This is a genomic window from Barnesiella sp. ET7 (assembly GCF_024733785.1).
Lineage (GTDB): Bacteria > Bacteroidota > Bacteroidia > Bacteroidales > Barnesiellaceae > Barnesiella > Barnesiella merdigallinarum.
The window spans coordinates 14,988-27,978 of record NZ_JANRHM010000008.1; the positions used below are offsets into that span (position 1 = coordinate 14,988).

General features: G+C 57.0%; 11 protein-coding genes. 5 read left to right on the forward strand and 6 right to left on the reverse strand.

All coding sequences use genetic code 11. The features are described 5' to 3' along the window. Window positions 1-54: 54 nt before the first annotated feature. Entirely contained in the window at window positions 55-1,755 is a 1,701-nt protein-coding gene (locus NW211_RS06515) for a T9SS type A sorting domain-containing protein (RefSeq protein ID WP_258327323.1), read from the reverse strand. 349 nt (window positions 1,756-2,104) lie between these two features. Between NW211_RS06515 and NW211_RS06520 the strand changes: the two genes are divergently transcribed. From NW211_RS06520 to NW211_RS06540, 5 genes are read left to right on the forward strand one after another with little or no spacing between them, the layout of a single operon-like run. Beyond that, window positions 2,105-3,307: a dTDP-glucose 4,6-dehydratase gene (locus NW211_RS06520; protein ID WP_258327324.1), complete on the forward strand. Its 1,203-nt coding sequence runs from the start codon at window positions 2,105-2,107 to the stop codon at window positions 3,305-3,307. A 24-nt stretch (window positions 3,308-3,331) separates the two neighbouring features. Beyond that, the gene (rfbA, locus tag NW211_RS06525) at window positions 3,332-4,210 is read left to right on the forward strand and encodes a glucose-1-phosphate thymidylyltransferase RfbA (protein WP_087408620.1); all 879 of its coding nucleotides are present in this window, start codon (window positions 3,332-3,334) and stop codon (window positions 4,208-4,210) included. Then, window positions 4,200-4,619, forward strand: coding sequence for an FdtA/QdtA family cupin domain-containing protein (locus NW211_RS06530; protein WP_087408619.1), 420 nt, complete (start codon window positions 4,200-4,202; stop codon window positions 4,617-4,619). The genes rfbA and NW211_RS06530 overlap by 11 nt, the downstream gene beginning before the upstream one ends. Continuing rightward, entirely contained in the window at window positions 4,612-5,034 is a 423-nt protein-coding gene (locus NW211_RS06535; protein WP_258327325.1) for an FdtA/QdtA family cupin domain-containing protein, read from the forward strand. Before NW211_RS06530 ends, NW211_RS06535 begins: the two co-directional genes overlap by 8 nt. Next, on the forward strand, window positions 5,031-6,152 hold the full coding sequence (locus NW211_RS06540; protein WP_258327326.1) for a DegT/DnrJ/EryC1/StrS aminotransferase family protein: 1,122 nt from the start codon (window positions 5,031-5,033) through the stop codon (window positions 6,150-6,152). The genes NW211_RS06535 and NW211_RS06540 overlap by 4 nt, the downstream gene beginning before the upstream one ends. 90 nt (window positions 6,153-6,242) lie before the next feature. Here the strand turns inward: NW211_RS06540 and tpx are convergent, their stop codons facing one another. The 5 genes from tpx to NW211_RS06565 all read right to left on the reverse strand — a co-directional run bounded on the left by tpx (window position 6,243) and on the right by NW211_RS06565 (window position 12,976). Further along, window positions 6,243-6,752: a thiol peroxidase gene (gene tpx, locus NW211_RS06545; RefSeq protein WP_258327327.1), complete on the reverse strand. Its 510-nt coding sequence runs from the start codon at window positions 6,750-6,752 to the stop codon at window positions 6,243-6,245. 23 nt (window positions 6,753-6,775) lie between these two features. Then, on the reverse strand, window positions 6,776-7,969 hold the full coding sequence (locus tag NW211_RS06550; RefSeq protein WP_258327328.1) for a hypothetical protein: 1,194 nt from the start codon (window positions 7,967-7,969) through the stop codon (window positions 6,776-6,778). Between the two features lie 97 nt (window positions 7,970-8,066). Further along, window positions 8,067-11,753 carry a methionine synthase gene (gene metH, locus NW211_RS06555; RefSeq protein WP_258327329.1) on the reverse strand — a complete coding sequence of 1,229 codons (3,687 nt, stop codon included), beginning with the start codon at window positions 11,751-11,753 and terminating at the stop codon, window positions 8,067-8,069. Window positions 11,754-11,992: 239 nt separating this feature from the next. Then, window positions 11,993-12,580, reverse strand: coding sequence for a crossover junction endodeoxyribonuclease RuvC (gene ruvC / locus NW211_RS06560; protein WP_258327330.1), 588 nt, complete (start codon window positions 12,578-12,580; stop codon window positions 11,993-11,995). Further along, on the reverse strand, window positions 12,581-12,976 hold the full coding sequence (locus NW211_RS06565; RefSeq protein WP_241147825.1) for a DUF4286 family protein: 396 nt from the start codon (window positions 12,974-12,976) through the stop codon (window positions 12,581-12,583). Window positions 12,977-12,991: the final 15 nt, after the last annotated feature.

Below are 12,991 nucleotides of genomic sequence, written 5' to 3' on the forward strand. Positions count from 1 at the left end.
CAAAGCGTAGGGGAGGCTTTCCGTTTGTTTTCCTCCCCTACGAGTGTTACTGGATTATTTGATGAATTTAATCACCTTTCCGTCTATGTGAGCTACATATACACCTTTAGCCAGAGCTGCAACCGAGATAGCATCGGCATTTTCGGCTTGCAGTACGACTTGGCCGGCGAGATTGTAAATGGCGGCTTTCTCCATGTGGGGTGCTACGATAGTCTGAGCCTGCGAGTCGTAGTAGATGGTCTCGGCAGCTACGCTTTCGATACCCGATGCCGGAGAAATCTGAATCTCGAAGTCATAGGCGATACCGTTTCTCAGCTCGTTGTAGAACTCACCGAATACCTTGTTAATCCAGCCGTCAACCGGATCGGGGGCCATGTAGATAACACGCATGCGGTAGGTACCGGCTTCGGTCCCTTGAGGAATAGCGATGCTGCGTTGCCAACCCTCGGCAATGCTACCGTTGGGGTCGCCGAAATTGTTGGTGGCGCTGTTTTCGCCCATCGATTCGTAGATTTCGTTTGAGCCGTTGAACTCCATGTCGTTGTTCCAGTCGACATATACGGCTTGACGAGTCCATACCAATTCGGGTTCGCAGATGAACTCTTCTTTACCGTTGTTATAGGTGATATTGTTGTTGTATTGTTTGAATTTCAAGGTAAACGATTCAACCCCTTCGGTCAGTTGAATGGGCGTTTCGGTCTTGTCGATGACAGCACCTTCGATTTGGGGGGTATGCAGTTGTACATACGGGGTGAAAGGCAGGTCGCTTTCGCTCTCGCACGAGAAGATTTCGTGAGTTTCACTGCCTGCGGTATAGGATGCTGCACTCAGGTAACGGTTTTGTTGATTCAAATCGACTACATAGAAACGGGTCATAATGGGGTAGTCCTTCTCTACAAATTCGGCCACGAGATTGATGCTCTCCTCTCCGGCATAGGAGTAGGTGGGGCGGTAGCTGACTGCATTTTCGGTACCCTCTTCAACCCAACGGTAAAACATATAGTTCTCGGCGGCCTCTGCTTTTACGGTTACGGCGTCGGTCGAGCCAACCTCTACGCTGTTTTCGTTGCTGCCCTCGATTGAAACAGAACCTTTGCTGTCATCGCTTGATGCAATGGTGACAGTTTTTTGCACTGCCGGAGAGTAGTCGGTCTCGTAGAAGAACCAGCCCGAGGCTTGGTGTACACCGGCGGCGTAGATGGTAACGCCGAACTGGGTACCGCCGTCCATGGCATTCATGAAGGCACGAGCCCCGCTATATCCGATATATTGCAATGCGTATTGGTTGGCAGCACAATCGTTGCTGATACCGGTCGATTGGCTGGTGATTACGTCCCACACCGTACCGGTCTCGTTCATTTCGAGCGGGGTATTTACGTGTGTCGATCCGTCTTCTGCTGTAGCCGAAGTGGGAACAAATACCCGCTGACCGTTGCTGTTGACCAGATAGGCGTGCGTGCTTGTTCCATCGTTGGCCGACTCCAAGCGCCAGATGAAGGCCTCGGTTACTTGACCTTCGGGAATGCCCGACATGAATTGTTCGGTGCACAATGTGGTGCCGTCCAATTTCAGAAAGCGGTTCTTACGGGTGTTGTCCGAGAGGTGCGACGACATCAGCAGATACCATTTGGGCGAATCGGCGGTGCTGATTTCGGGAACTACGGCTCCATCCAGGGGAGTAACGGCTGCTTCGATGTGATTGGTGGTAAATAAACCTGTTACAAAAAGTAACGATAAAAGTAAATTCTTTTTCATAAAGAGTGTTTTTAATGGATATTTGGTTTTTAAATTTGTTGTTTCATGGTAAGCGAAAGCTTGAAAAAACGAAACCTTCGCATAATATTAAACCGGGGGAATCGAGTTATCCCTAATGTGATAAATATATTTTAACAATATTGTCTCGTGTTTTTGTATTTGGTAGCGCATCTATCGATTTATTGGAACTCGTTTGGAGGTAAGAGATGTTTTTCTTCTCTTTTTATTGTGAAAGGTAAATGGATGTGTAGGGCAGAATCTTTGATGTAACTTTGAAACATAATGAAACTTGTATTGTATTTTTTCTTAAAAAAGTCGTAAATTGCGACGAATTTTTTAATTGTCGAACATGAAAAAATATTTGGTTACCGGCGCAGCCGGCTTCATTGGTGCTAACTTTTTGAAATACTTGTTGAAGAAGTATGGAAACGATATTTATGTGGTAGTTTTGGATAAGCTCACCTATGCCGGCAACTTGGGTACAATCAAGGAGGAGATTGCCGACCCTCGGGTACGATTCATCAGAGGGGATATACGCAATGCCGAATTGGTAGCCAATATTTTTGCCGAGACCGATATAGACTATGTGGTCAACTTTGCGGCCGAGTCGCATGTCGATCGCAGTATCACCAATCCGCAACTCTTCCTGGAAACCAATATTCTGGGGGCCCAGAACATGCTTGACTGCGCCCGCAAGGCGTGGTATCGCGGGAAGGACGCCGAGGGTAAGCCGGTCTATGCCGAAGGGAAGAAGTTCTTGCAGGTGTCGACCGACGAGGTGTATGGTTCGCTGACCAAAGACTACGACGAACCGCATCCGCTCGAAATTACCGACCCCGACGTGCGCAGGGTAGTAAGCGGCCGTACCGACCTGCACACCTATGGCAAGCACTTCTTTACCGAGACGACGCCGCTCGATCCGCGTTCGCCCTATTCGGCTTCGAAAACCAGTGCCGACCTCTTTGTGCGGGCCTATCACGAGACCTATGGCATGCCGGTAAACATTACCCGCTGCTCGAATAACTACGGGCCGTACCACTTCCCCGAGAAATTGATTCCGCTGATTATAAAGAATATCCTGGCCGGTCAGAAACTTCCCGTTTATGGCAAGGGCGACAATGTGCGCGACTGGCTCTATGTCGAGGATCATGCCAAGGCTATCGATGCCGTGCTGGAGCATGGTCGCATAGGCGAGGTTTACAACGTGGGCGGTTTCAACGAAGAGAAGAACATCAACATCGTGAAACTGGTGATTTCCATCATTGCCCGCATCATGCGCGAGGAGCCCGAATACCGTCGGGTATTGAAGACCGATGTCGAGAATATCAACGAAGATTTGATTACCTTTGTGGGTGACCGCCCGGGACACGACATGCGCTACGCCATCGACCCGTCGAAGATTGCCCGCGAGTTGGGCTGGTATCCCGAGACTCCCTTCAAGGTGGGTATCGAGAAGACCGTACGCTGGTACCTCGACCATCAGGACTGGGTCGACGAGGTAGTAAGCGGTGATTATCAAAAATATTACGAACAAATGTATGGCAATCGTTGATTGCCTGTTAGAACAGATAGTACAATGAAAGGCATAGTATTGGCCGGAGGTTCCGGTACGAGATTGTATCCCATTACGCGGGGTGTGTCGAAACAGATGCTGCCCGTGTATGACAAACCCATGATTTATTATCCCATATCGGTATTGATGCTGGCGGGCATTCGCGAGATACTCATCATCAGCACGCCTACCGACCTGCCCGGGTTCAAGCGGTTGCTGGGCGACGGCAGTCAGTTCGGCGTGAAGTTCGAGTATGCCGAGCAGCCTTCGCCCGACGGGTTGGCCCAGGCCTTTATCATCGGCGAACGGTTCATCGGCAACGACACCGTTTGTCTGGTGTTGGGCGACAATATCTTTTATGGACAGAGTTTTACCCGCATGTTGCGGCAGGCCGTGGCCGAGGCCGACAAGGGCATGGCTACGGTGTTTGGCTATCGGGTGGGAGACCCCGAGCGCTATGGCGTAGTCGAGTTCGATGAGAGTGGGCGAGCCATCAGTATCGAGGAGAAACCGGCCAAACCGCGGTCCAACTATGCCGTGGTGGGGCTCTATTTCTATCCCAACCGGGTAGTCGAGGTGGCCAAGCAGGTGAAACCCTCGGCCCGGGGCGAGTTGGAGATTACCTCGGTAAATCAGGCTTTTCTCGAGTCGCAGGCACTGGGTGTTCAGTTGATGGGGCGTGGTTTTGCCTGGCTGGATACCGGTACGCACGAGTCGCTCTACGAAGCTTCCAACTTCATCGAAACCATCGAGCACCGTCAAGGCCTCAAGGTAGCTTCGCTCGAAGAGGTGGCCTATCGCATGGGATGGATCGACCGGACTCAACTGCTCGAGCTGGCCGAACCGATGAAGAAAAACCAGTATGGACAATATTTGATAAGATTGGCGAACAATGAGCTTTAACCAGGTGCGATTAATCGATTTGCCCAAAGTGGCCGACAAGCGGGGCAACCTGTCGTTTATCGAGAGCGACCGGCACATCCCGTTTGAGATTGCGCGCACCTATTGGCTCTACGACGTGCCGGGCGACGAGCGGCGCAACGGTCACGCCTTTCGGCAGCAAGAGGAGTTCATCGTAGCCCTTTCGGGTAGCTTCGACGTGGTGCTGAACGACGGCACCGAGACGCGGCGCTACCACATGGCCCGCTCGTACTACGGGCTTTATGTGCCTCGTATGATGTGGCGCGAGCTCGATAACTTCTCCACCAACTCGTTGGCGCTGGTGCTTTCGTCGACCCCCTACGATGCCGCCGATTATATCGAAGATTTCGAGGAGTATCGCACGTTGTTGAAAGGAGGTCGAGATGAGTAAACGGGTTTCGGTAGACGATTGCCGCATCATCCAGTTGCCCAAGCACATGCAGGAGAGCGGCAGCATTACGGTGGTGGAGAACAACCGCGAGTTGCCCTTTGCCGTGAAGCGGGTCTATTATCTCTACGATGTGCCGGGCGGCGAGGAGCGTGGCGGCCATTCGCACAAGCAGCTGTACGAGTTTCTGGTGGCAGCCGGCGGCTCGTTCGACGTGTTGCTCGACGATGGCGAGCACACCCGCACGGTGATGTTGAATCGTCCCTATTACGGCTTGCTCATCGTGCCGGGTATCTGGCGGGTCCTCAACAACTTTTCGTCGGGCTCGGTGTGTCTGGTGCTGACCTCCGACTATTACGACGAGTCCGATTATGTGCGCGAGTATAACGATTTTAAGCAGATAGACAGTCAAGAATGAAATATCCCCACCTCTCTTTGAAACGGGCCAATGAACCCTATATGGCCGAGATGAAGGCCGTCGCTGCCGAGGTAATCGAGGGCGGCTGGTATATCCGGGGCAAATATGTGTCGCAGCTCGAGGAGCTGTTGTGCCAATACCTGGGTTGCCGCTATGCGGTGGCTACGGGCAACGGGCTCGATGCGCTGCGGTTGATGTTGCGAGCCTATATCGAGAGGGGGGTAATGCAGCCGGGCGACGAGGTTATCGTACCGTCTAACACCTATGTGGCTTCGGTTCTGGCCATAACCGACAACCGACTGGTGCCGGTTTTTGTAGAGCCTTCGGTCGATACCTACAACCTCGACACCTCGCTGATCGAGCAGGCCATTACCCCGCGCACGCGGGCCATCATGGTGGTGCACCTCTATGGCCGGGCCTGTTGGGACGAGACACTGAAGTCGGTAGCTGCCCGTCACGGACTCAAGATTGTCGAGGACAATGCCCAGGCCTTCGGGGCCGTCTCGTCGGTCGCCGGACTGCAAGGTTCGCACCATACCGGGGCGCTGGGCGATGCCGCAGGCGAAAGTTTCTATCCCACCAAAAACCTGGGAGCCCTGGGCGATGCCGGGGCCGTGACTACCGACGACCGCGAGGTGGCCGATGGGGTGCGGGCCTTGGGCAATTACGGCTCGGCCGTGCGCTATGTCAACGAATACAAAGGGGTGAACAGCCGCATGGACGATTTGCAGGCCGCCTTCCTTTTGGTAAAGTTGAAACACCTCGACGAGGAGAACCGCCGTCGGGTCGAGATAGCGCGCCTCTATACCGAGTCGATTGACAACGAGCGGCTCATCCTGCCACAGGCCGGAGAGCCCGGCGAACACATCTGGCACCAGTATGTGGTGCGGTGCACCGAGCGCGACCGGCTGATGCGTTATCTCGAGTCGCAGGGGGTAGGCAGTCTCATTCACTACCCCATACCGCCGCACAAGCAACAGTGCTATCGCGAATACAACCACCTGCATCTGCCGCTGGCCGAAACGCTAGCCCACGAGGTATTGAGCCTGCCCATGTCGTCTTATCTGACCGACGACGATGTGCACGAGATTGCCTCTATCATCAATCGGTTTGCGTAATACCACATAAATTTATTAAATAGGGAATCGCCTCTCCACACCAGTCGGGAAAGGCGATTCTCGGGTTTGTCGAATGAGGCGAGAGTGCCGTTACCAGTTTTGTTTCAGCGCGTTGATGGCTGCCTCGTAGTTAGGTTCGTGGGTGATTTCGGGCACGAGTTCCTCGTAGATTACCCGGCCGGTTTCGTCGATAACCACTACGGCGCGAGCCAGCAGGCAGGCCAGGGGACCGTTGACCATCTCGACACCATATTCCCTGCCAAATTCGGGCGAGCGGAAGGCCGAGGCGGCGATGAGGTTCTCGATGCCCTCGGTCGTGCAGAATCGCGACTGGGCAAAGGGCAGGTCTTTCGACACGGCTACGACGGTGGTGTTGTCGAGCGAGGCTGCCAGTTGGTTGAACTTGCGCACCGAGGTGGCGCAGACGGCGGTGTCGAGGCTGGGGAAGATGTTCAGGACGATGCGTCGTCCCTTTAGCTCTTCGCTGCGCAGTTCGGTCAGGTCGCCGCGGGTGAGGGTGAACTGGGGAGCGATGCTCCCGACTTGAGGCAGTTTGCCGTAGGTATGTACGGGGGTGCCTTTGAATGCTGTTGTTTCCATTGTAGTGAATGTATAAATGATTTTTAATGTGGAGGTTGTTTCGGCGGGTGGCGCATCTGTCGGATGGCCAGTTCCAGCTCCTCGGCCAGCGAGGGGGTGTAGCCTACCTTGACCCAGCGAATTCTCCCATCGGGGTCGAGCAGAAAGAGGGTGGGGTAGCCGGTCACGCCGTAGGTGGTAGCGGTTTTCGCCGCGTGTTTCAGTACGATGGCTCCGGCCGGATTGGGGGTAGCCTCGGGTTCCCGGTCGGCGTAGAGCAGTACCGGGGTCAGATTCTCTTGCAACGAAATCGCTTCGGCTGTTTGTCGTACCGGGGCGCAAAATTGTCCTTCGGTATCGAGGAAGAGAAGCAGGGCTTCCTGTCCCTTCAGGAGGTCGGAGGTGAAGCGGCGTTCGCCCCAGGGCAGGTCGAACCGGGGGGCCTGTTGTCCCACACGGTCGCTGGCGGCATAGCTCCCTTCGCGAAAGAGGAGGAACACCTCGTTGTAGGCTTGTAGCAGATGCTCTTCGCCAAAGTGATCGGGAGAGAAACGAGTATCGGTACGGCTCGGGCCATACCTCACCACAACCGTTTGCGAACCCAGGTGGCCGGGATTGTTCTCGGTCTCGCGGTAGAGAGGCAGGCCGGTAGTGGGGTCGAAGGTATAGAGTATGGTGCGGACTACCTCGCCCCGCATCGAGTCGGTTACCAGAATGGCGTGGCACGGCTCTCCCTGCACCGTCGTGTCGGGGAAGAAGAGCATCCGGCAGTCGGGTTTTGCCCGAAACTCGTTCAGTTGCCGGGCCATCTCGGCCGGGAAGAGTTCGGCGAACAGTCCCGAGCGGTGCACCCCGAGATTGCGCCCCCTCGGGACAAAGGGTTCGGGGTTCTCGTCGTGGTGATACTCCCGCAGCCGGTTGCGGTCGAAGCGAAAGCAGTGGCCGGAGGCATACGCCGCAAAGTTGCGATAGGGGCAGGTGTCGTTCTCGGCCTTGTAATCAATGAGGTAACTGTACCCGCACAAGGTATCGGCCGGCTCCCTGCGGTAGTCGAGCCGGGCGCGGTATTCGATTTCAGAGTCGGTGATGGGCAGTGTCACCCGATAGGTAAACGAGCTCTGGTAGTTCGACATCGTGTCGAGCCGGGCGATGAGGTCGTCCATGCCCGTTTGAGCGTGAGCAAGCGCAATGCCCGCCAACAGTACAAGGAGGAGGATCCGAAGGCGATGGTGTGTCATAGTCGTGATGATTGGTCTGTCCCGGATATAACAATCGCAACGGGTGGTTGGTTCGATGAGATTTGTTTATTCTCTGTATGGATTAAAAATTACGAAATCATACCGAGAGCCATTTGGCTGTGGTCTCGAGCGAGAGGCCCCGCTGACGGGCATACCGCTCGCGCTGGTCGGGGGCGATGTGGCCGATGTGAAAATAGCGGGCATCGGGGTGAGCCAGGTAGAGCCCGGCGGTCGAGGCGTTGGGATACATGGCCCCGTTTTCGGTGAGGGTAATCTCTATCTGTCCGAGGTCGAGAGCCCGGTCCCAGTCGAAGAAGAGCGAGTGGTCGGGCAGCGAGGGGTAGCCTGCGGCCGGGCGTATGCCGCGGTAGTTGCCGGCCAGGAGAGCCGGCAGGCCGAGTGCAGGTTCGTCGGGGGCATACCCCCACAGTTCGCGCCGCACCTTCAGGTGCAACCACTCCGAAGCGGCTTCGGCCAGGCGGTCGGCCAGCGATTGCAACAGCAGGGCGTTGTAGTCGTCGCCGTCGAGGCGCAGCCGTTCGATGCGTCGCTGTATGTCGCCGCCGACAGTGACGGCAAAGAGTCCGGCATAGTCAGGGGCTCCGGTCTGTTCGGGGCGCACAAAGTCGCTCAGGGCATAGTAGCAGGCATCGGTTTCGGGTTTGCGTACCTGTTGGCGCAGGCAGGGGATTTCGAGCACGTCGCCCTCGGGCAGATGCAGGCGTATGAGGTTGTCGCGGCTCGATGCTTCGGTCAGCAGATAGACCCCTCGGGGCGAATCGTTGTTTTCGCGTTCGAGGGTATCGAGCAGTCGGTTGGCCTCCTTGTAGAGTTGCATCGCTTCGGTGGCTTTGGCCCGCTCGGCCGTGGGGAATGCGGCGAGCCAGGCGGCCCGGCAGTGGTCGCAGCCTCGCATATCGGCTATGGCGGCATATTTTGCGCCTATCTTCCATACGGCGAAGAAGGCCCGCCAGTTGATGTAGGGGCGAATCTCGGTGATGGTGGGGGCAATCGTGTGGCGGCCCAACTCCCGGGGACGCGGTGCAACGTAGCGGGCCCAGTCGATGCGGGGAGCCCGCTGTTCGGCCTCGGCCAGGGGCAGGGTGTCGGCCGGTTTCTGCGAACGGCGCAGAGCCTCCTGCTCGGCTTGCAGCGAGACGATGAAGCTCTGGCGGGTCTGCGGGTTGAGCAGTTGTGCGGCGATGAGCGGATTTTGCGAGGCGTCGCCGGCGTGGACGACGGGTCCGCTATACCGGGGGGCTATCTTCACGGCGGTATGCAGTCGCGAGGTGGTGGCCCCACCGATGATGACCGGGGTGCGCAAGCCGGCCTTCTCCATCTCGGCCACCACGTGTCCCATCTCCTCGAGCGAGGGGGTGATGAGTCCGCTCAGCCCTACGAAGTCGGCCTTTTCGGCAATGGCCCGTTCGACGATGCGTTCGGCCGGGACCATTACGCCCAGGTCTATCACCTCGAAGTTGTTGCAGGAGAGAATGACGGAGACGATATTCTTGCCGATGTCGTGCACGTCGCCCTTGACGGTGGCTACGACAAATTTTCCCCGTTTCGCCGTCTCGCCCGTGCGGGCATTCTCCTGCTCGATGAGGGGTTGCAGGATGGCCACGGCCTGCTTCATGGTGCGGGCACTCTTGACCACCTGGGGCAGGAACATCTTTCCCTCGCCAAAGAGCTGACCCACGCGGTTCATCCCCTCCATGAGGGGCTGTTCGATGACGGCGATGGCCGACCCGTATTGGGCCACCGCTTCGGCCAGGTCGCTCTCGAGGTGGGTCGACAACCCTTTGACAAGCGCCTGTCGCAGCCGGTCGGCTACGGGTACACTTGTGCGTTCCTGCGGTTCGGTCCTATTCGGTTTGTCGGCCTCCTCCCGGTGCCGGGCGGCAAAGTCGATGAGCCGTTCGGTCGCATCGGGGCGGCGGTTCAGCACCACATCCTCGATGAGCGTGAGGGTCTCGGCAGGCAGGTCGTCGTAGGTCACCGAGGTGGCCGGGTTGACGATGGCCATGTCGAGCCCTTGGGCAATGGCGTGGTAGAGGAAGACGGCGTGCATCGCCTCGCGTATGTAGTTGTTGCCCCGGAAGGAGAAGGAGAGGTTGCTCACCCCGCCGCTCACCTTGGCCTCGGGTAGGTGCTGGTGAATCCAGGCCGTAGCGCGGATGAAGTCGACGGCGTAGTTGTCGTGGCTCTCGATGCCGGTGGCTATGGCCAGCACATTGGGGTCGAAGATGATGTCGCAGGGAGCCATGCCTGCTACCTCGGTGAGCAGCCGGTAGGCTCGGGCACAAACCTCGATTTTGCGTTCATAGGTATCGGCCTGCCCCTGTTCGTCGAAGGCCATCACCACCACAGCCGCCCCCATCCGTTTGATTTCGCGGGCGTGTTGCAGAAAGAGCTCTTCACCCTCCTTGAGGCTGATGGAGTTGACAATCGCCTTGCCTTGCAGGCATTTGAGAGCCGCCGAGATGACCTCCCATTTCGACGAGTCGATCATGACGGGTACCCGGTAGATGTCGGGGTCGGAGACGATGAGGTTCAGGAAGTTGACCATCTCGTCGCAGGCGTCGAGCATGGCGTCGTCCATGTTGATGTCGATGACCTGTGCTCCCGCCTCGACCTGCTGGCGGGCGATGTCGAGCGCCTCGGCGTAGTTCTTTTCGTGAATGAGCCGCAGGAATTTGCGCGAGCCGGCTACGTTGCACCGCTCGCCGATGTTTACGAAGTTGGTCTCGCGCGAGACTACCAGGTCGTCGAGTCCGCTCAAGTGCAGCCTATGGTCGCGGGGAGCCGGACGACGGGGTACGGCCCCGGCCACGAGTTCGCGATAGGCCGCAATGTGTTCGGGGGTGGTTCCGCAGCAACCGCCCACGATGTTGACCAGCCCCTCGTCGATAAACTCTTTAATCTGTACGGCCATCGACTGGGGCGTCTCGTCGTATTCGCCCAACTGGTTGGGCAGCCCCGCGTTGGGATAGGCGCTCATGTAGCAGGGGGCAATGGTCGCCAGACGTTGCAGCCAGGGTTTCATGTCGCGGGCCCCGAACGAGCAGTTGAGTCCCACGGCCAGCAGGGAGGCGTGCGATACCGAGGTGAGGAACGCCTCGAGGGTCTGCCCCGAGAGGGTGCGGCCGCTTTCGGTAACGGTGACCGAGAGCACCACGGGCACCTCGCGACCCGCCGACTCCATGGCCTGGCGGGCGGCCCACAGGGCGGCTTTGGCATTGAGGGTGTCGAAGATGGTCTCGACGAGCAGCAGGTCTACGCCTCCCTCGACGAGCGCCTCCATCTGTTCGCGATAGGCTGCGGCAAGGGTGTCGAAATGGAGGCTGCGCAGGGCGGGATTCTCCACGTCGGGCGACATGGAGCAGCTCTTGTTCGTAGGTCCTACCGACCCCGCTACGAAGCGCGGTTTCTCGGCAGTCGAGTAGTCGTCGGCCGCTTGGCGGGCCAGACGGGCGGCGGCGAGGTTGATTTCGCGCACGGCCCCTTCGAGCCGATAGTCGGCCATCGATATGGCGTTGGCATTGAAGCTGTTGGTCTCGATAATGTCGGCCCCGGCCTCGAGGTAGGCCCGGTGTATTTCGTCGATGATGTGCGGGGCGGTGAGGCATAGCAGGTCGTTGTTGCCCTTCAGCTCCACATCGGTGTGGGCAAAGCGTTCGCCCCGGAACTCCCGTTCGCCGAGTCCGTAGCGTTGTATCATGGTTCCCATGGCTCCGTCGAGCACGAGAATGCGTTGGTCGAGTAGTTGTTTCAGAGTAGTCATATCATGTAGAGGTATGGCGTGAATACAAAAAAGGGCAGGATTGGAAATCCCCGTGTACAAAGGTAACGCTAATTATCGTTTGGCCTCTCGAAATAATCTCTTCTTTGGGGTGGGTGATGTGGTGAAATATTCTGTTTTTCGCCCGACAGAGCAGAGGAAACAAACAAATATTCTGCCAATAATGGAGATAATATGTAGCTGAGGAGCGGGGCGGGAGCTGATGCGACGCGGGTCGGACGCTATTTCTTGGGCGAAGGTTTCCCGTTCGAGACCTTGTCGGGGTTCTTGTTGATGAAGTCCTTCCAGCTGTTGTAGCTCTTGGGCACCTGAGGCCGGTTGGTCTGGTAGAAGTGGCAGAGGGCGGCCGCCAGACCGTCGGTAGCATCGAGCTGGGGCAGCATGTTCTCCTCGGGGATGTGGAGGATGCGTTGCAGCATGGCGGCCACCTGCTCTTTCGAGGCACCGCCGTTGCCGGTAATCGACATCTTTATTTTCAGGGGGGCATATTCGGTGATGGGAATATCGCGCGAGAGGGCGGCCGCCATGGCTACCCCCTGGGCGCGGCCCAGTTTGAGCATCGACTGCACGTTCTTGCCGAAGAAGGGAGCCTCGATGGCCATCTCGTCGGGCAGATATTGCTCGATGAGGCCCAGCACCCGGTCGAAGATGCGCCGCAAACGCAGGTAGTGGCTCTCGAACTTGTTGAGCTGAATCACCCCCAGCGCCACCACCTCGGGCTTGTTCTTGACTACGCGCAAGATGCCGTAGCCCATCACGTTGGTGCCGGGGTCGATGCCTATGATTACTCGGTCGTTCTCGGGTGTCATTTACAAGTCGATTACTTCGAGCAAGGTGCTGAATCCCAAAACCTGATCGCCAAACCGTTTTTGCATCTCGGCAAGCAGCGCCTCGCCGCACTCCTCGTGCCAGCGTTCCAGCGATTCGGTATCGGGCGATTTGAACTGGAGCGAGAGGCTGGTGCCTTCGTCTTCGTTATCGGCAAAGATGCGGGTCAGTTGCGGCTCCCGCAGCAGGCCGTGCTCCACGACGGTAGGGATATACGACTCTTTCAGCCAGTCGATAAACTCGTCTTTGCGAGCATTGTCGGCATGATAGGTGGTGTTGAAGATAATCATCTCGAACGGTTTTTGAACGGTTATATCAGTTACAAAGGTAAGAAGATTTTGCGAAAGTCGTATGGAGATGGATGTCTCATTTGTCATTGTGCTTTTCTATTT

Coding starts and splice junctions, on each gene's coding strand:
- ruvC (WP_258327330.1), bottom strand. CDS start 12,580: ATGACACCCGAGAACGACCGAGTAATCATAGGCATCGACCCCGGCACC.
- NW211_RS06535 (WP_258327325.1), top strand. CDS start 4,612: ATGAGTAAACGGGTTTCGGTAGACGATTGCCGCATCATCCAGTTGCCC.
- rfbA (WP_087408620.1), top strand. CDS start 3,332: ATGAAAGGCATAGTATTGGCCGGAGGTTCCGGTACGAGATTGTATCCC.
- NW211_RS06550 (WP_258327328.1), bottom strand. CDS start 7,969: ATGACACACCATCGCCTTCGGATCCTCCTCCTTGTACTGTTGGCGGGC.
- NW211_RS06515 (WP_258327323.1), bottom strand. CDS start 1,755: ATGAAAAAGAATTTACTTTTATCGTTACTTTTTGTAACAGGTTTATTT.
- NW211_RS06540 (WP_258327326.1), top strand. CDS start 5,031: ATGAAATATCCCCACCTCTCTTTGAAACGGGCCAATGAACCCTATATG.
- NW211_RS06530 (WP_087408619.1), top strand. CDS start 4,200: ATGAGCTTTAACCAGGTGCGATTAATCGATTTGCCCAAAGTGGCCGAC.
- metH (WP_258327329.1), bottom strand. CDS start 11,753: ATGACTACTCTGAAACAACTACTCGACCAACGCATTCTCGTGCTCGAC.
- tpx (WP_258327327.1), bottom strand. CDS start 6,752: ATGGAAACAACAGCATTCAAAGGCACCCCCGTACATACCTACGGCAAA.
- NW211_RS06565 (WP_241147825.1), bottom strand. CDS start 12,976: ATGACAAATGAGACATCCATCTCCATACGACTTTCGCAAAATCTTCTT.
- NW211_RS06520 (WP_258327324.1), top strand. CDS start 2,105: ATGAAAAAATATTTGGTTACCGGCGCAGCCGGCTTCATTGGTGCTAAC.